We start from the raw sequence: 19,143 nt of genomic DNA on the forward strand, positions 1-19,143 counted from the left end.
ATACCTGTCATCTCTTGATGATTACTGCCTCCTTGATAACTCTGATAAATATCAGTTTTGTTATTGTGCGGACGCTTAGGCATACCATTATAGCGACAGATCCGAAAGGTCGCCCCAGTTTTAGGATTTATAACCGCCAAAATTACCGAAAAATCTGATGGATGTTTTTTATTTTGATTGGTTATGACGCGGAAACGGTTCCCGTTTTCCCCAATGATATACAAACTATTGGACCTATTTAGTTGGATACGCCAATCATCTGGCAAAACCTTACGCTCAGTAATTAGTGCCGCTATCTGTTGATCTGTATACTTTATATCCATTGACAAACTTCTGCTGTGACAGACTCACCGATATAGATAATCAGACGTTTTTTCCTATTGAGGACTAAGAATATAATAAGTAATAGTAATATAATAAAGTATATCACACCACCCCCAAAATTGACAATATTTTATCCCCAGGTTCAGAACCATTCAGTTTTCAGCAATTAAGGAAACCACCAAGGGTCGCGACCGAGAGGTCGTTCCTACAAAACGAAACGTCTGGAGAAACCTATTTTTCCCTTGACGCAAAAGGTGGATATAGTGTAAAATACATTGATGTAACTTGTAAATAAATACCACAAAAATCTTGAGGTGATAAACGTGTTAAGATACATCCGACCCGCGTCTATCGCTATTATTGGCTGCTTAATTTTGTTCGGGTGCGCTGGATCACGTGATGCCACGCAGACCGAGGCTTACAATCGATTTGCAATAAAAGCAGCACAAGCGCAGCTTTGGAACGAAGCCGTTTTTCGATGGAAACAGGTTATCAATATCGACCCGGAGGATTCCAAGGCACATAATAACCTCGGTGTCGCTTACGAAGCACTCGGAAACATGGACGAGGCTATCGCCTCCTACCAACGCGCGGCAGAATTAGAACCGAATAACAAATACTACAGACTCAACTATCGACGGTGCCGTATACATCTACGACGCAGTGGCGGTGGCGATGCCCCGCAGCTGGAAGACGAAGAAGAATCTCCTGCCACGGAATAAGGATGCATAGGATGCAGATAGCAAAATTTTTAACTGCAAGTTTCCGGTTTGCAAGCGGAAACGGCGAAAAACTTGGAATCCTATTGATAGTTTTAACACTGTGCGGATGTAGCAGTGCTGTAACGCGTGTTTCTATTCCGGTGAAGGTGCAATCTGAAATCGACATCACGCGCTATTCCAACTTTGCCGTTTTGCCGTTCGTCAGCGAAAAACAGGTAGAACGCAACGAAAAGTTACCTCCAGAGATCGGCGAGGAGATCGCCTCAATCCTCCGAAGGGGTTTAGCACGCCAAAAACATTTTGAAGTCGTCAGCACACCAGAAACAACACGACTGCTGACGGGGGAAACTATCGAAGAAAATTGGCTTTCCAATACAAAGCAGCTGAGCGAACTCGGAGATTACTTCGAGGTAAAAGCCGTTATCATCGGAAGTTTCCGATTTTACGCCGATAGCCGTCCAAGGCGTTATTATGGAGAACGCTACTCGGTCCGACGGCAACGCTACGTCATGGACTATCAAGATTACATGCAGAAAACCTATCTGCTCTCACTCCGTGTAATTATTGTCGATGTTGAAACCGAACAGATCGTCTGGGATGAGTCTTATCGGCGGAGCACTGCTGAGGCGCACACTATCGGATCGTTTATTTTCTCACAGGTAGGACCACAGGCGAATACTATCAGAGAACTCGGCAGACGTGCGGTATCAGAATTTACGCGTCAAATCTCCCCACATTACGAGAGTGAAGATAGGTATTTGGTAAATTGAGTATAGTACATAAATAGTTTGAGGGTATTTTTGAATAAAAATATTTCATAGAAGAAACCCCCTAAATCCCTCTTATCAGGGGACTTACAATATACTTGATAAAAAAGGTTCTTTAGGGACAAGCATACTGATATTTATGAGACAGGTTCCAGAAATTACATAAAGTCTCCGCCAGCAAAGTGTTTATAGCACCAGAGGAAAAGGTGAGAAGTGTGAAAAAAGAGAGAAAGAGAATCGGACGTGCCAGCGGCGTGTCCGAAAACCATACTGCCGATACAATAGGACGAAGGTTAGTAGTAACACTCCTTGTCCTGAGCCTACTCGCGCCTTGTGTTGGGTGGGCGCAAGGTTTTGGTTTTGGTAAAAACAAAATTACAGGGCAACGCTTCGATTGGCACATCCACCGGACGGAACATTTTGACATCCACTACTACCCAAGCGAAGCGAAACTTGTGCCCATTATGGCTGCCATTGCTGAAGAGGCTTATGAGCAACACAGCGAGGATTTCGAGCATGAGTTGCAAGACAGAACACCCCTCATTCTTTACAAATCCCACAAGGATTTCCAAGAAACCAACATAATTCTCCAAGAACTTCACGAGGGGATCGGCGGGTTCGCAGAACTCTTTAAGCACCGTATCGTTATACCGTTCACCGGCTCCCTTGAAGCGTTTCGAGAGGTAATTTACCACGAACTCATTCATATCTTCCAATATGACATTATCTATCAGAAACCGCATGCGCGCATCTATAGTGGCGAATTTCTCTATTCCCCGCCAATTTGGTTTATAGAGGGAATGGCGGACCACTTTGCTGAAGACAACGATGCAATCGGGGAGATGGTCATCCGCGATGCCAGCATGAATAATAACATTGTGCCGCTACCGCAACTCCACAATTTCAACCGACTTAGCTCACCCTTCGTTGGGTATAAGTTGGGGCAATTAGCGGTCGCATATCTCACAGAGACTTATGGACGTGAGAAAATCCCTGAGATTTTGCAAGGGTTACGACAGAGCCGTACAAAGGACATCAACCGTGTTTTTACGGAAGTGCTCGGTGTAGAACTCAAAGAATTTGATAAGGCGTGGCGGCAGACAGTCAAAAAACGGTACTGGCCCCTCATTGAAGATAGGGAACTTCCAGACCTTGTCGCGAAGAACCTTACCGAAAAATCGCGATACTCTCATAATATCAAACCCGTCTGGTCGCCGAGCGGCGATATTATCGCGTATGTCACAGGAAATGAAGGGTTTCTGGAGATTGTCCTGATGTCCGCGAAAACGGGTGAGCGTATCGAACGGGTCACTAAGCGGTTTTTCCGTGAGAAATACGAGGAGATCCGCACCGATTTCAGTGGTTTCGGGAGAAGTCTCGCGTGGGCACCTGACGGCGACAGGATCGCCTTCGTCGCCAGACATCACGATGCTAATTATCTCCTTGAAGTCAATATTTTGACTGAGGAATTGACGCAGTATTTTGAACTCAACTTCGATAACGTCTCCTCCCCGGATTACGATGGCAGCGGTGAACGGATCGTCTTTTCCGCACTAAAAGAGGGTCAAACAGATCTTTACATAATCGAACTGCTAACGGGCGAAGTGGACAGGCTCACCTTCGACCTATTCAACGATACGCATCCATCGTGGCATCCGACAACTGGCGAAATTATCTACGCCTCCGAACGAGGCGCGAAAAATAGACTCGTACTGATAAACCTCAACAGCGGTACAGAACGCGTGCTGACCGACGGCACCTATAATGCCATCAGCCCAAGTTGGACACCAGACGGAAAATCAATTCTCTTCTGCTCCGATAGCCAAGGTATTTACGATATACACAAACTCGAAATTAGTCGTCAGTTGTCAGTTAGCAGTAGCCAGTTAAGTAACAGTAGTCAGTTAAGAAAGGGTTCAGTTAAATCAGATAACTATTCCTCTGATAGCCTTGACCAAGAACGCGTCTACAGATATTTTTCACAAGGCACGCGTTCTTGGTCAAAGCCAACGGTCTCCGACAGCCACAGCAACGAAGAAGTCATCTCAACTGAAGACAGCGACACGGAATCTACGGGTTCCCCACCTTTAGAAGTTGAACTAACCCGTCTTACCAATATCATGACAGGCTGTTTCAATCCGAGTTTGTCTCCAGACGGGAAACATCTCCTGTTTAGTGCCTACCAAAACGGGAAATACGATGTTTGTGTGATGGAGATTGGCAAAACTGTTGCGGAAAAAATTGAGGCTCCACCCGTGGCGGAACCCTCTGTAATCTTAACAGAGGAAGAAGAGGAGAATTATAGGATCGCCAAGCGAAAATACAGCACAAAATCCTCCTTCGCCTTAGATGCGATCTTCCCAGATTTCAGTTTCGGAGCGGATGGTATTCTGAGAAGCACGGTGCAAATCGTCGGTAGTGACATGTTAGGTAACCATCGCATCGGGGTCAGTGTGATGAACCAATCGAGTTACCTCGCCCCCGACTTTATCGCACAATACGGATTTTTAACACACCGGACCGACATCGGCGCGGTGATTTACAACTATCACGAATACCACATCTTGGGCGGCATACAGAGAAGACGAGGGATTCTACAGCGAATTACCGGACTCGGTGCGTTCGTGAATTATCCGTTTGACAGATACCATCGACTTGACCTCAATTTTTCGATGTACACAAAGCCGTTCTCTTTCAACTTCCAAACAAGCGAACCTTTGGATCCTTATGATGATAGAGGTCTACTGACAACGGGGTCCATCGCGTTTGTTGGAGATACAACGATGTGGCGGGAGTGGGCACCCTATACCGGTTCACGCTACCGGATCGAACTTGAGCAATCTTTCCCAGCACTCGGTAGTGAACTTTCGCTCACAAACGTTATTTTCGACGCACGACGGTATTTCGGACTTGGCAGACGTCCTACGATTGCAGCACGGTTGTTACTCGGTGGTAGTTTCGGTAGAGACAAATCTTACTTTTATCTGGGTGGTATTGATACACTACGCGGCTATAATTATGAAGAATTAGTTGGAACGCGCATCGGAATCCTCAACTTGGAAGTCCGTGTTCCGTTCATAGATGTGCTGCATTTCGGATGGCCCATCCAATGGACACTCGGCGGGATACGTGGGATCGCCTTCGCGGACGTAGGAGGTGCCTGGTCAGATTGGCAATATGGACCGGAAAATCCTTTCAAGATATTCGCCCGAGAAGAAAATCGTATTCGACTCGCCGATGTCAAAGCCTCAATCGGTGCTGGACTTCGATTACAACTCGGGTTGTTTTCGATAGATTTCGCTGCAGCGTGGCATACAGACCTCTCTCGAATAGTACCCGGTATGAAATATCATCTCGGACTCGGGCAATCTTTTTAATAGCATTCATAACCCCAATGAGGGTTGGAATTAATCAGAAACCACCGTGAAACGAAGTGGAACGGTGACCGGAGGTTAATAATTAAAAAATGGATTCACGAACCAAACGCTCTCTTATCACCATCGTCATCCTTGCAATTATCGGGGGTTTAGGAGCCACTTGGGTCAACCTATATCCCGACTTTCTATGGTTTAAGATGGTCGACTATTTCAGCGTTTACATCAAAATTCTCCAAACAAAAATCTTCGTCGGTGTCATCGTTGGAATTTGCTATTTGGCAATCCTTCTGATAAATCTCATCCTGATCTATCGGCTCACACCAGAGCACCTCAGTCCTGCTTTTATGGGAGGTGCGGATTTTACAGGTGCTTCGACAAATAATCCCGGTGATACGCGAAAAATGATTTATGGCGTACTCATGATCCTCGCAGTGCTTTTCAGCGTCTTGATGGGTTACACCGCCAGTGACCGATGGGAAATTTACCTACGCTACACCAACGCCGAGAATCTCGTTTTCCGCGCTGCCACCCCGATTATTGTTGAAGAGAGTCTCAACACTACCGAAATCCCCGTCTCACAATTGGAACTCCAAGCGAAAAACATAAGAGTCGGAGATCAGATAAACGTACAGGTCAATGGCACAAATCAGGAGGCGAGCATTGAAGCGGTGCTGGACAATGCTATCCGACTGAATACAGCCGTTCAGATAGAACCGGGGCAAAAAGCGTTCTTCACGTCTCCCGCACGGGACCCGATCTTCGATAAGGACATCTCCTACTACGTCTTCAAAATGCCAGTGGAGCGGTATGTTTGCGGGACACTCTTCGGTATATTTATGCTGGTGACGATATTCGCAATTGTCATCTACTTTTTCCACGGATTAATCACAGGAGACACCAGCCAATTTCGATTCAGTCCACCTTTCAGTGTGAAGGCACATCTATTCACGCTTGCAGGTATAACCCTCTTACTCCGAGCATGGAACTACCAGTTTGCCATGTTTGACTTGCTCTATGCCACAAACGATGTCGTCCGTGGTGGCGGTGGATACGCTGCAATGAAGGCGCGCCTCCCTATATTGTATATCATGATGGCACTCACGGTTCTATGCGCTATTGTCTTCATCATCAGCATTTTCCTGAAACGGAACACCTTCGCTTTCGGTGGGCTTGCCGTGTTCATAATTGCTGGAATCCTCGGACAAGTTTACCCACTCGCTATACAAAGATGGCAAGTTGAACCCAGAAAACAGGTGTTAGAGGCAGACTATATCAACTATAACATCAAAGCGACCCTTCAAGCTTATGGCTTAGCCGAGAACACTGTGACGGAAGAGGAATATCCACTCACAGAGCAACTGAGTTATGACGACATAAGAAGCCCCGAAAACGCTTCTGTCTTCAATAGCATTCGCCTCTGGGATTGGCGCCCGCTGCGCAGAACCTTCCGACAACTCCAAGAACTGCGTACACAGTACGACTTCAATGATGTTGACATCGATCGCTACGTCGTTGACGGTGAAATTCGACAGGTGATGCTATCCGGACGGGAACTCAATATCAACGAACTTCCCATGGAAATCAGAAACGATTGGTACAAGCAAACCTATACCTATACACACGGATACGGCGCGGTTGTAAGTCCTGTTAACGAGATTGAGAACGGCAAACCCAACATGTACATTCAAGGATTGCCACCGATCGACTACAGCGAACAGTGGGAGCACCGGTTCAGCGAGATACCGGGTCCACGTATCTACTACGGTGAACGGACAGATCGTTATGTTATCGTACACCCGGAACGGAGCCAAGGGCTTGAGTTCGACTACCCACAAGAAGGACAGCAGTATGCCGAATATGCCTACCAAGGAAAGGGCGGTGTACAACTCAACTCTTTCTGGCGCAAAATGGTGTACATGCTCAAATTCAACAATGAGATTAACTTCGTCTTACCAGGTGAAATTTCGTCGACAAGCAAGATTCTCTATGAACGGAACATCAAAAGACGAATTCAGAAAATCGCACCTTTCTTGCGATACGACGGTGATCCCTACATTATTCTCCATAAGGGTAGATTGGTCTGGATGATTGATGCCTATACGATTACACATCGGTATCCTTATTCCGTTTCGATGCGAGAGTTCGCGAGTGAAAGAAGACAACAAACCGCAAACACGCAAAGAGATGGCGAGCCGTGGGGGAACTACATCCGAAATTCTGTTAAAGTCATTGTCGATGCTTACGATGGCACTGTTGATTTTTATATTATGGAACGGGAACAGGACCCAATTGTCGAATGTTATCGCAAAATCTTCCCAGACCTTTTCAAGCCGTTTGCGGAGATGCCAGATGAACTCAAATCGCATATCCGATATCCGATAGCGATGTTCCTCATTCAAGCTCATGTCTATCGGGATTATCACATGAAGGATCCAGTAACTTTTTATGCTGGAGAGGACAAGTGGGAAGTTGGCAGAGAACTCTACGACAATACAGATGCCCAAACACGACAAGTGGCACAACAGCCCAGAAGTCCATTTACCCCACAACAACCGACAGTTCAACGTTCAGCAGTAGAGGGACAACCGGTTGAACCTTACTACGTCATTATCAGGCTACCGGGGCAAGAGAACCCTGAATTTATGTTGATGTTGCCCTTCACGCCATTCAAGAAACCGAATCTCACTGCATGGCTCGCCGCGCGCTGTGATCTGCCCCAATATGGACAACTCCTTGTCTACCGATTCCCGAAAGGGAAACAGATCGCAGGTCCTATGCAGGTGGAAAACTTTATTAGCCAAGAACCGGAGATTTCGCAGCAGATTAGTCTTTGGAATACGCAGGGATCCCGCGTCTTACGTGGAAATCTGTTGATTCTACCGATGAATAACTCTCTGCTCTATGTTGAACCTATCTACATACAGTCCGAAGATGAAACAACCGCTATTCCCGAATTGAGACGGGTCGTCATCGGATACGAAAACGAGGTTGTCTGGGGTGAAAGCCTCGATGAGGCACTTATTAAGATGTTCGGACAGGGAACGCGATTTCAGACCGCTGCTACGGCTACAACTGACGATCTAACAGGAACCGATCCGGGCACAGCGCAAATCTCATTACGAGGGCTTGTCGAACAAGCAAACCGCTATTTCGATCAGGCACAAAGCGCACAACGCGCTGGCGATTGGACAGAATACGGACGCTCCCTTCAACTTTTAGAAGAAACTTTGCGTCAACTTGAAGGAAATACACAGTAAAGAAGCCGTCAGCAGTCAGCCGTCGGTTGTCAGTTAAAGAGGTATTTAAAGTTCACCAGACACCTCTTCTACTGACTGCTGATGGCTGACGACTGATAACTGAAAGGTTTGTATAGCAAACCGTACTGACGGCTATTAAAGGAGGTGAAACAGATGGCTCTCGATTGGAAACCGCGTCACCGAGATATGATTATCGGGGATATCCCATGGTTAGCCAGAATCAGCGATAAAGCCAATGCAAAACTGCAGGGTATTCTCGGTGAGTACATCTACCCGTGACCGCAAGATAAAATGTTCCTGGAGGAACATGAGATAAGTGCTGAGGAATTCACTGAGATGGTGAAAAATAACCCCTCAGACGATGAGATGATTGCGGCAATGAAGAAATTGAACGGTTAGTTTAATAGTTTTAACCATCAACTCGCCTCCGTTATAAATGTTAAAGCACGAGTTGATGGTTAAGGTTATCGGTTTTGACCAAGAACGCGTCTACAGATATTTTTCACTAAGGCACGCGTTCTTGGTCAAAGTCCAGAGCGTTCTGTGGTTGTTACAAACGTTTGCAACGACCCCACGAGTAACTGACAGCCGACAGCTGACAGCTGATAGCCACGCTAAGGAAAATTAGAAAGAATTGGACTTAACAAAGTACCGAGACCAGATTAATGAGATTGACGACCAAATTTTAGCACTGCTACAGAAACGAGCTGAAATTTCCAAGCAGGTCGGTGAGCTAAAAGCAGAAACAGGCGTTGCACAGGTCTATGTTCCGCATCGGCAGAAACAGATTATTGAACGCTTGAAGGCGCAGAATCACGGCGAGTTTCCTGAAGCTGCGCTTGAGACAATCTGGACCGAGATTCTATCTGCATCCCGTTCCTTACAGGATCCGGAGCGGGTCGCCTTCCTCGGTCCTGTCGGCAGTTTCGGACACTTAGCGGCACTATCTCATTTCGGTACGTCAACTGAAATGATCCCGATCAGTCCGCAGATTGACATTTTTACAGAGGTTGAATCTGGTAGAGCGGACTACGGTGTGGTGGCTATTGAAAATTCAGCCCAAGGCACTGTTCGTGATGTTTTGGAACGCTTCCAACGCACGCCGTTGTGGATTTGTGCAGAGACATTTCAACCGATAAAACAGCATCTTTTATCAAAGTCCCCGCTCACGGAAATTCGGTGTGTCTACTCACATCCGCAACCCTTCGCGCAATGTAAGATATGGCTAAAGCGACATCTCAGTAATGCTGAACAGATTGAGGTTGTTAGTACATCTGAGGCGGCACAACGCGCTGCACAAGAACCGTCAGCTGCTGCTATTGCGAGTGAACTCGCAGGCAAAATCTATGAGGTTCCAATCGTCGCCAACACTATTATGGATGAACCTGATAACACAACTCGCTTCTTTATCATCGGAAGACACATGCCGGATCCAAGTGGACACGATCGGACTTCAATGTTCTTCTCAATTCGGGACAAGATTGGTGCCCTGCACGAAGCCCTCGGCATCCTAAAGAAAGCGGAGCTGAATTTGAGTTATTTAGAATCTTTGCCATCGCGAGCCAAACCGTGGGAGTATGTCTTTTTTGGTGAGATGGAAGGTCATATCGCCGACGAACGCGTCATCAACGCACTTGAGCAGCTTGAAGAATTGTGTCGCAATGTCAACGTTCTCGGATCTTATCCGCGCGGGACTTGTTAATGTCAACACTAACGCAGCAAATTCAGGCACACGCAAATGAACTTGGATTTGAACTCGTCGGAGTCACACCGGCAGCACACAGCGAAACAATTGCGCGATACCGAGAGTGGATAGAAAGCGGGTACGCTGGGAAGATGCACTACCTTGAAAAGCATCTCTCCCTGAAGACGGATGTTCGAAAACTTTTGGCAGAAGCGAAATCCGTCATTAGTCTCGCTATGAACTATTATACACTCGACCCCCCGAAAGCACTTGCACACGATCCGGGGCGAGGGCAGATCTCCCGCTATGCGTGGGGTGATGATTATCACGAACTCATTCGTGAACGTCTTTTAGAACTCGTTACTTTTATCAAACAGACGGCTGAAAGTGAATTGAGAACCCGTGTATGTGTCGATACCGCGCCTATTATCGAAAGGGAATATGCACAGAAAGCAGGTATCGGCTGGATCGGTAAGAACACCAACCTGATTCATTGGCGTTCCGGCTCTTGGTATTTCCTCGCGGAGGTACTCGTCAACATCGTGTTAGAATCCGACACACCGGAACTTCGAGGGAGTTGTGGCACTTGCACACGCTGTATCGAAGCGTGCCCGACAGATGCAATCATCGAACCGAACCTTCTCGATTCCCGACTTTGCATCTCTTACCTGACAATAGAACTGAAGGAGAGCATTCCGAAGGCACTTCGTCCCGAAATCGGAAACTGGATTTTTGGGTGCGACATCTGCCAAGAGGTCTGCCCATGGAACAGCAAAGCGGTCCCAACAACTGAACCGGGGTTTCAGCCACGCGACGGAAACCTCACACCCAAGTTGCTCTCACTCGTGGGTATGACACAGGAGGAATTCAGCCGACGATTCAAGGGAAGCCCAATCAAACGTGCGAAACGCCGGGGTTTCCTGCGAAATGTGTTGGTCGCCATTGGTAACTGGGGTACGCAGCATGCCGTTCCAGCACTCAAGGACGCATTAGCGGATGACGAACCTTTAGTCCGGAGCCATGCCGCATGGGCATTAGGAAGAATTGGTGGTGATGCCGCCAAACGAACATTACAGAAGCGATTAACCGTTGAAACCGAACAGGATGTTATCACTGAAATTCAGGAGGCACTCTTAGAAACAGATTTTTAATTTATTGAATTTGAGCTACCCTCCATTTCATTACGGGCAGGTTTCTGGTAAAGTCAAAACCTACTTTAGGTTTAAAAAGGAGGTAGACTTAATCGGAAACCATTGTGGAACGTAGTGGAACGATGACCAGATCGTAATAACTAAAAAAGGGAGAAATGGAAAAATGAGTGAAGCAACTGCACACCAACTTACAGCACCTGGTGCTGGCACAAATGGACTCGCCTGGGATGGAACATCACTTTGGAGTGTTGAAGGGGTTGGACCTATCCATAAAATCAACCCTGAAACCGGCGAGGTTGAACTATCGCTTTCGCCTTCCTATCCCGGCGGAGCTGGTATAGAATGGGACGGCGAGCATCTCTGGTATAACAGTATCTGGCAACAAACCTTCTACAAACTTACGATTCCCGACCTGGAAGTCGTTACGACATTTAAATCGCCTGGAGAAGGTCCCCACGGATTAGCATGGAACGGCGAGCATCTCTGGAGCGTTGACATGAACACGGGGCGGTTTATCAAACAGTGCCCTGACACTGGCGAAATCCTCGCCGAACTCCAGACACCGGGTGGTCGTGCACACGGACTTGCATGGGATGGTGAGGCACTTTGGAACGCCGACACGAACGACCATGTCGTTTACCGAATCGACCCTGAATCTGGTGAGGTACTCAATTCGGTTTCATGCCCAAGTGAACCGCATGGATTGACTTGGGATGGCACGGCGTTGTGGTATGGCGAAGATAAAGCAAAAACAATCCATAGACTTAGTGTATCTGAGTAGATAGCAGGAATAGGACTTACGCAATTTTCTAATGAGGACCTACGGTCCGCACGCCGCTGGCGAGGTTTCAAACCTCGCCAGCAAAGGAAGTTGCGTAAGTCCTGAGGAAAATTGAAAGATTGCAGATAACCACGTTAACTCACGCGTATACGGGTGAGATTTTTGGAATGGCAGATTGATTCCCAACGTTAGTGTTCACCAAATGAACAACATGATATAAATTATGTCAGAAATCGGTTGAAATTCTGCGATTTTATGCGGGTTTCCGGTTGGCATACAATTTGCACATACGTAGTGTACAGTTGGCAGCCGCGTTCCGAAAACGCGACGAACCAATATTGTTTACACCAAGGTAAAATTCAACGTGAAACGCTACTATGCCAAATGGCCTATTTCTATAGCCACAAGCATATCGGGGTAACACCTAATAGTGGGGTACGAGAATTGAAGAAATTACAGATAATTATGCTAACCCTCTTTTTAGGGATCGGGTTGGTAACACACAGCAGTGCCGATCGGGTACAACTCAACACGAGTGCCGCTGTTATCCAAGACAATCTCGGTGCGAGTGTCGGTATCAGTGGTAATTACGCGATGGTCGGTGTTCCAAAAGATGACACTGACCATGGCAGAGATGTTGGTTCAGTCCAAGTCTTTCTTCGCACCGAAGCCGGATGGGTGCAACATCAAAAACTGAACGCCAGTGACGCAGCTGATGGAGACGAATTCGCCACAACAATCGCCATGAACGGCGATTATGCCGTCATTGGTGCACCAAGTAAAGACGGTGTCGGAAGGAACTCAGGTGCCGCTTATGTCTTTAGACGGCAAGGCACAGAATGGGTAGAGCATACCAAACTCGTTAGCTCGGAGGAAAACTCGGGCGACTTTTTCGGTACCTCAGTAGCCATTGATGGAGATACGATCCTCGTTGGCGGTCACCGAACGAATGAACCCTTTGCAGACGGAGGTTCTGTCTACGTCTTTGAGCGGACCGGAGAAAACTGGCAAGAGACAGCGAAACTCACTGCCCCAGATGGCACTAACTTCTCATATTTCGGTTATTCCGTTGGACTTGATGCAGACACCGCTATCGTTGGCGCAATTCGTGATGATGAAGCCGGACTTGATGCGGGCGCGGCTTATATCTTTGTACGGAATCAATCCGCATGGACACTTCAAACAAAACTTATCGGTAACAATACCAAATCGGAAGATTTTTACGGCTACGCAGTTGATGTTGACGGTGATTTCGCTATTGTGACCGCACCGCGTAACAGAGGCATCGGTGCCGCTTACATCTACAGACGTGAAGGGACTGTATGGGAGCAAAAAAGAAACCGCATCCGGCTCCGTATGATGCCGATTGACCCAGACGGCGCGACCTTTTTCGGTGTCTCTGTTACCATTAGCGGGACAACCGCAGTTATCGGGGCAACAGGTGCTCTGGTAGGTGAAGAAGAGTCTGGTGCTGCATACGTCTTTACAGAAAATGAACCACCGTTTTGGAATCAACATGTAAAATTAACAGCAGGCGATAGAAAGGCTGGCGATCAACTCGGATACGCTGTTGCCATTAGTGGAAACGAAATTATCGCTGGCGCCCCCCTCCAAGACGCGGGCGGACGCTCTTCCGGTGCTGCATACATTTTTCAAAAAAGTGAAGAGAGTGGGTGGGTAGAGAGTGGTAAGTTGAGTGACGGAGAAACCGCTTCCGAAGATCAGTTTGGAACCTCCGTCGCTATCAGCGGCAATATCGCTGTTTCCGGTGCCCAACAAGGCGATGATATCGCACCCAACGCCGGTGCTGCATACATCTTTGAGCGGAACCGTATCCTCTGGTTGCAACGCGGTAAACTCACCGCTGAGGACGGAAAAGCTGGAGATATGTTCGGAAACAGTGTCGCCATCAGCGGCGAAACAATTCTTGTTGGTGCACCCGGTGTTGATGACGCTGGACCCGAGGCGGGTGCAGTGTATATTTTCATACGGGTAGATGGCGAATGGATTCAACAGGCAAAACTCATCGGTACCGATATTGGAGACTTCGATCAGTTCGGGTCAACTGTTGCAGTCCATGAAAACACCGCTATCATCGGTGCCTACGCGAAAGATGAAGCCGGAACGGATTCCGGTGCCGCTTATGTCTTTGTCCGAAACGGGAACGCTTGGACACAACAGGCAAAACTGACACCTCAAGATGCCGTACAGGGCGATCATTTTGGATTTTCTGCTTCCGTCCACGGCGATACAGCTCTCATCGGCGCACACCTGAGCAACGCAGCAGGACCGGATTCAGGCGCAGCGTATCTTTTCACACGCAACGGCACGACCTGGAGACAAGAACTTCAAATCCTTTCAAATGACATCGGTATTGGCGACGAATTCGGCTACGCTGTTGATTTGATTGAAGGTGCTGCAATTGTCGGCGCGCCCAAGGAGAATCGACATCAGGAAAACATGGGGGCTGCATACGTTTTTGTAGAAACACGAGAAACTTGGGCACAACAAGCAAAACTCACTGCCTCCGATGCCGAAAGCGGTGATGAATTCGGCGTAGCCGTCGCGCTGCACGAAGATACCGCAATCATTGGCTCATGGAAAGATGACCATCCACCGGTAGATCGCTTTGGAGATGAAAACTTGCAAATCGACAAAGGTTCCGCCTATTCTTTCTTACGCGACGGGTTATCTTGGGTGGAGAAACGTCGAATTACGGGTGGCGACACAAGCAGATCTGACCTATTCGGCGCATCTGTCGCCATCAAAGGCTCATTTGCAATCGTCGGTGCCTCGGGCAGCGATAGCGCAGGCGGTAACTCAGGATCCGCTTTTATCTACAATCCAATCGACCTTGGATTCCGTTCCGCGGATGTCCCCTTCTCTGTTGATCCATCGTCGCATCTACTCTCAACATTTGGACATATTAAACGGACGACGGTTTTCCAGAATTATCCGAATCCATTCAACCCAGAAACCTGGTTCCCCTACAATCTGGCGGAACAGGCGGAGGTCGTTTTGAAAATCTACGATGTCCGTGGCGGGCTTGTGCGTCAATTGCACATCGGGCTACAGGAAGCTGGCAGTTATCGTAGCCAAGAGAAAGCAGCATACTGGGATGGAAGAAACGCATTCGGAACGAAGGTCGCGAGCGGTATGTACTTCTATACATTTACCGCAGGCGATTTTGAAAGCACGCGTCGGATGGTAATCCTAAAGTAACATTTCCCTTAATCAACAGGCGCGCTTTTGCAGCGCGCCTAATACACTTAAGGAGAACAGTGGAGATAGACCCTCAATGAATCATCAGACTGGCTATGACGATTTACAGACCCATATCCGTCAACTGAAAACCCCTCCAATTGAGACATGGGAAAATCAGTATAGCCACCGAGATTATACAATCGAAATCACCAATCTTGAGTTCACCGCTGTATGTCCTAAAACGGGACTCCCGGATTTCGCGACCCTCTGTATCACCTACGTGCCAGATCAACACTGTGTCGAACTGAAATCGTTGAAGGAGTATTTCCTCTTCTATCGAGATGTCGGTATCTTTCACGAGCACGTCGTGAATAAGATATTAGAGGACTTTGTGGCAGTCTGCCAACCGCGGAAGGCAGAAGTTGTTGGCGATTTCAACATCCGCGGTGGCATCAAAACAGTCGTGCGGGCAAACTATCAGAGGGAATAGTTATCAGTTTTCAGTTAAATCTTGTGGCAGTTGCGTTTTGTATAAATTCCACAAGTACCTCTTGTCCGAAAAGCGAAGACCGAAGACTGACAACTATTAAAAAATCGGAACGGAACGACCTATCCGCGCAGATTCATAGAGCGCATCGAAGATTTTCGCTACATTCAGCACCTCTTCAGCAGGCACAGGAGACGGCAAACCCTCCCGAACAGCCTTGTGGAACGATTCAAATTCACTCAGTAATCCGGTAAGAAGTTTCGGCGTGTAATTCACCATCTCATCCTTCTTATCAAGATAAATCTGGAGCGGTTCATAAGTCGCACCGGCTAAATCTCCCATGAAGAACGTCCCACCGATGTTCTCAATATGCGATGCCCAAGCCGTCTCCAAGGTCACCGTCAAGCCACCCTCAAAGCGGATAGTGCCCATCGCGAAATCTTCCACCTCAAATTCTTCAGGATTCCATTTCCCCCACGGGTTGATGACATCCTTTTTATGACCAAACTTCGTTGCGGTCATTCCGAACGCCTCAATCGGTTTCGGACAACCGATCATCCAGAGCAATACATCAAGAATATGGACACCGATATCAATCAGCGGTCCGCCACCGGCGATGGCTTTACTGAGAAAAGATGGCGAAGCAGGCACCCCACGCCGGCGCATCGCCATTGCACGGGCATAATAGATGTCGCCGAAAAACCCTTCATCATAGAGTTTCCGCAATGTCCGTGCCTCAGCACGAAACCGAGATTGTAAACCGATTTGTAGGACCTTGCCACTCGCTTTCTGGGCATCCACCATCGCTTGCCCGTCAATAGCATTGGCAGCAATCGGCTTTTCACAGATAACATGTTTTCCCGCGTTCAATGCTGCAATAGTGGGTCCAGCGTGGAAGTTGTTCGGTGTACAGACGCTCACCGCATCCAGTTCATCCATCGCAGCCAATTCCTCATAATCACTGAAAACGTGCGGAATGTCGTGCTGTTTGGCGAACGCTTTTGCGCGTGCTTCGTCAATATCACACGCGGCGACAATCGAAACACCCTTGACTCCCTGATGACCGGGAAGATGTTTACCGCCAGCAATTCCACCACACCCAACGATACCTACCTTAACTTCTTTTACTTTAGCCATTTTAACTCCTTCTTCACCTAAACGGTCACAACTTGCGGTGCTTGTTCTAAGTTCAGATTGTGCGCCGTTGCCCACTCTGTCCCCGCCCAATGAACACCGTTCGGATCGCGTCTGCCCTGCGTATCTACGGAGGCACCGAGAAACTGTCTGCCGAGGTCGTCCAGATTTTCGACCAACCCGTCATCCGGCTGAAGACTATCGTTGTAATACCGGAGATAATGATCGGGCTTAATCCAGCGATAATGGTATCCGTAGATGACAACCTTAGAGATGTTCTCCCTGAAATTTAGTCCCGCGGCATGATAGATTCGGCTTTCAAACAGGAATGCATCGCCTGCTCGAAGAAGCGGTTCGTCATACGCAAGTGGATCGATTTCACCTTCAGGGATGCCCAACGGTTTATCCCACTTATGGCTCTTTCGGATAAACCACGTCGCGCCTGAGTCTGGCACGCTGAAATCTGTTAAGCAGTACCCAACCTTTAATCCGACACGCGGGCATCCGTCGTGCCCAACATCTAAATGCACACCGACATCTCGATGCCAATTGCGGTTGTCTGGCTTCTCAGGTGCCTGTGGATGTTTGTGGATGAGCGCGGTATTCGTAATATGAATATTCGTCCCAAGGAGTTGGAGAATTAATGGCACTGCCCTTGATTGGGTCGCGAGGTCAGCGAAGGCAGGCTCTTGCACCAACCCGTCGCGTCGATGGGCATAGTAGCCGTGGTATTCAAACGACTCCATGAGTCGATCACCCGCTTCTGTCAAGCGATCAATCATCTCGCTATCAATTGCCGAGCGCACGATGAGATAACCGTTCTCATCAAACTCTCGACGTTGTGTATCTGTCAACTGAATAAATTTCATTTTTCTAATTTTCCTTGCGGTTCGGTGAGGTGAGTTTCATGTTTGACCTGCCTTCACGTATATCTGAAGAAATACCCAAGCAAAATCCCTCCACTACGTTGCGGGCTGCGTTGTCTTTAGATTGTCCTTAAGAAAACTTTTTCATGATGGACTTGCAAGCTGCGTCCTAATAGAGGGTTGATAGATACGTGGAAGTATGCTATCATAAATCTAAAATGATGTCCACTCAGAAACAGAATCATGAAAACGAATCTTCTTTGTTTTTTTCTACTAATCTTTCTATCAACAGCGTGTCTGACATCAGCAAAACAAGACACATCTACTGCGGCAGCACGCGCATATCAAACAGGTATGCAAGCACTTGCGCAGAAAGATGACCGCAATGCTTTTGTAGCGTTTCAGAGAGCAGTAGAATTAGACACGTCTCTTGCCAAGGCACACTATCAACTCGGTGTGCTCCACGGTAAACAATCGCAATGGAAACCCGCGATTGACGCACTTCAGACTGCGATTAAACTCACTCCCGATTTTGCCGATGCGCACGTACGCCTCGGCGAGGCGTATCTTATCGGTATCGCGAACGCGAAAGATGCCGTTGAACCGTTGCAACGCGCACTCCACTTGCAACCCGATCTCCTACGCGCCCGAAGGCTTTTAGGTGATGCATACCTTCGTCAAAACCGAATCGGAGATGCAATCCATCAGCTCAAACAAGCAATAGAGGATAGTGAAGCCCGTTACCTGCTTGGGTTCGCTTACTTCCAAACAGAAGACTTTACAGAAGCAATCCCACATTTTGAGGCAGTCATTAAACGCCAAAAACGGCACGCGAAGGCGCATTTCAATCTTGGGAATTGTTATCTCCGGACCGGGAAAATTGCTGAGGGGCGCGCCGCCCTTCGGACATTCGAGACGCTTACCCGTGAAGAGGAACAACAGAGCACACTGCAACGTTTGATACTTGACAACCCGCGACACCTCCAACCGCGTTATCAACTCGCGGAACTGCACATCAAGCGGACAGCGTGGGAACTCGCCTCGGCAGAACTCAAGGCGTGCCTTGCAATCACTCCGCAGGATGAGACAGCATCCGAACTCCTCGGTTATATCTATTTGCAAACAGAGGCTTACCCCGAAGCACTTGAGGTATATGGACATCTCGTTGAGGCATATCCAGAGAGCGCGATATATCGGAACAGCCTCGGTATTGCTTATATGATGCTGAAAAAACCGCGGCAAGCGATTGTCCAGTTTGAAACGGCCATACATTTTAACACGACCAACCCACAAATTTACCGCAACTTGGCAAATGCCTATCGGCAAATTGGCAAACAAGAAAAAGCAGAACAGGCCTATCAACGTTATCAATCCCTGACAAAGTAAACT

General features: G+C 47.9%; 14 protein-coding genes. 11 read left to right on the forward strand and 3 right to left on the reverse strand.

Annotated features, from left to right (window positions below):
• A partial coding sequence (locus OXH39_06815) for a hypothetical protein (protein MCY3550154.1) occupies window positions 1–323 on the reverse strand: 323 nt, incomplete at its 3' end.
• A gap of 324 nt (window positions 324–647) precedes the next feature.
• On the opposite strand from OXH39_06815, the gene OXH39_06820 reads away from it, so the two are divergent.
• The 10 genes from OXH39_06820 to queF all read left to right on the forward strand — a co-directional run bounded on the left by OXH39_06820 (window position 648) and on the right by queF (window position 15,757).
• Window positions 648–1,046, forward strand: a complete 399-nt coding sequence (locus tag OXH39_06820; GenBank protein ID MCY3550155.1) for a tetratricopeptide repeat protein — start codon at window positions 648–650, stop codon at window positions 1,044–1,046.
• Window positions 1,047–1,057: 11 nt separating this feature from the next.
• Window positions 1,058–1,816 (forward strand): hypothetical protein, encoded by a 759-nt coding sequence (locus tag OXH39_06825; protein MCY3550156.1) that lies wholly within the window; start codon window positions 1,058–1,060, stop codon window positions 1,814–1,816.
• A gap of 212 nt (window positions 1,817–2,028) precedes the next feature.
• Window positions 2,029–5,190 carry a BamA/TamA family outer membrane protein gene (locus tag OXH39_06830; protein ID MCY3550157.1) on the forward strand — a complete coding sequence of 1,054 codons (3,162 nt, stop codon included), beginning with the start codon at window positions 2,029–2,031 and terminating at the stop codon, window positions 5,188–5,190.
• Between the two features lie 89 nt (window positions 5,191–5,279).
• Window positions 5,280–8,447 carry a UPF0182 family protein gene (locus tag OXH39_06835; GenBank protein ID MCY3550158.1) on the forward strand — a complete coding sequence of 1,056 codons (3,168 nt, stop codon included), beginning with the start codon at window positions 5,280–5,282 and terminating at the stop codon, window positions 8,445–8,447.
• A gap of 153 nt (window positions 8,448–8,600) precedes the next feature.
• Window positions 8,601–8,726 (forward strand): hypothetical protein, encoded by a 126-nt coding sequence (locus OXH39_06840; protein ID MCY3550159.1) that lies wholly within the window; start codon window positions 8,601–8,603, stop codon window positions 8,724–8,726.
• 355 nt (window positions 8,727–9,081) lie between these two features.
• Window positions 9,082–10,149, forward strand: a complete 1,068-nt coding sequence (gene pheA / locus OXH39_06845; protein MCY3550160.1) for a prephenate dehydratase — start codon at window positions 9,082–9,084, stop codon at window positions 10,147–10,149.
• The gene (gene queG / locus OXH39_06850; GenBank protein MCY3550161.1) at window positions 10,149–11,282 is read left to right on the forward strand and encodes a tRNA epoxyqueuosine(34) reductase QueG; all 1,134 of its coding nucleotides are present in this window, start codon (window positions 10,149–10,151) and stop codon (window positions 11,280–11,282) included. Before pheA ends, queG begins: the two co-directional genes overlap by 1 nt.
• A gap of 163 nt (window positions 11,283–11,445) precedes the next feature.
• Entirely contained in the window at window positions 11,446–12,063 is a 618-nt protein-coding gene (locus tag OXH39_06855; GenBank protein MCY3550162.1) for a hypothetical protein, read from the forward strand.
• A gap of 444 nt (window positions 12,064–12,507) precedes the next feature.
• Entirely contained in the window at window positions 12,508–15,285 is a 2,778-nt protein-coding gene (locus OXH39_06860) for a T9SS type A sorting domain-containing protein (GenBank protein ID MCY3550163.1), read from the forward strand.
• A 76-nt stretch (window positions 15,286–15,361) separates the two neighbouring features.
• Complete coding sequence (queF, locus tag OXH39_06865) at window positions 15,362–15,757, forward strand: preQ(1) synthase (protein MCY3550164.1); 396 nt, start codon at window positions 15,362–15,364, stop codon at window positions 15,755–15,757.
• Window positions 15,758–15,853: 96 nt separating this feature from the next.
• Here queF and OXH39_06870 read toward each other — a convergent pair whose 3' ends face one another.
• The gene (locus OXH39_06870) at window positions 15,854–16,891 is read right to left on the reverse strand and encodes a Gfo/Idh/MocA family oxidoreductase (GenBank protein ID MCY3550165.1); all 1,038 of its coding nucleotides are present in this window, start codon (window positions 16,889–16,891) and stop codon (window positions 15,854–15,856) included.
• Window positions 16,892–16,908: 17 nt separating this feature from the next.
• Window positions 16,909–17,757: a phytanoyl-CoA dioxygenase family protein gene (locus tag OXH39_06875; protein ID MCY3550166.1), complete on the reverse strand. Its 849-nt coding sequence runs from the start codon at window positions 17,755–17,757 to the stop codon at window positions 16,909–16,911.
• Between the two features lie 240 nt (window positions 17,758–17,997).
• Here OXH39_06875 and OXH39_06880 point away from each other — a divergent pair, with 240 nt between their 5' ends.
• On the forward strand, window positions 17,998–19,140 hold the full coding sequence (locus OXH39_06880) for a tetratricopeptide repeat protein (protein ID MCY3550167.1): 1,143 nt from the start codon (window positions 17,998–18,000) through the stop codon (window positions 19,138–19,140).
• The last annotated feature ends 3 nt before the right edge of the window (window positions 19,141–19,143 follow it).

This window comes from Candidatus Poribacteria bacterium (genome assembly GCA_026702755.1).
Taxonomy (GTDB): Bacteria; Poribacteria; WGA-4E; order WGA-4E; family WGA-3G; genus WGA-3G.

What these genes read in the sequence shown, in the direction of transcription:
- OXH39_06825 (MCY3550156.1), top strand. Translation starts at nt 1,058, where the DNA reads ATGCAGATAGCAAAATTTTTAACTGCAAGTTTCCGGTTTGCAAGCGGA.
- OXH39_06870 (MCY3550165.1), bottom strand. Translation starts at nt 16,891, where the DNA reads ATGGCTAAAGTAAAAGAAGTTAAGGTAGGTATCGTTGGGTGTGGTGGA.
- OXH39_06855 (MCY3550162.1), top strand. Translation starts at nt 11,446, where the DNA reads ATGAGTGAAGCAACTGCACACCAACTTACAGCACCTGGTGCTGGCACA.
- queF (MCY3550164.1), top strand. Translation starts at nt 15,362, where the DNA reads ATGAATCATCAGACTGGCTATGACGATTTACAGACCCATATCCGTCAA.
- OXH39_06840 (MCY3550159.1), top strand. Translation starts at nt 8,601, where the DNA reads ATGGCTCTCGATTGGAAACCGCGTCACCGAGATATGATTATCGGGGAT.
- queG (MCY3550161.1), top strand. Translation starts at nt 10,149, where the DNA reads ATGTCAACACTAACGCAGCAAATTCAGGCACACGCAAATGAACTTGGA.
- OXH39_06875 (MCY3550166.1), bottom strand. Translation starts at nt 17,757, where the DNA reads ATGAAATTTATTCAGTTGACAGATACACAACGTCGAGAGTTTGATGAG.
- OXH39_06880 (MCY3550167.1), top strand. Translation starts at nt 17,998, where the DNA reads ATGAAAACGAATCTTCTTTGTTTTTTTCTACTAATCTTTCTATCAACA.
- OXH39_06835 (MCY3550158.1), top strand. Translation starts at nt 5,280, where the DNA reads ATGGATTCACGAACCAAACGCTCTCTTATCACCATCGTCATCCTTGCA.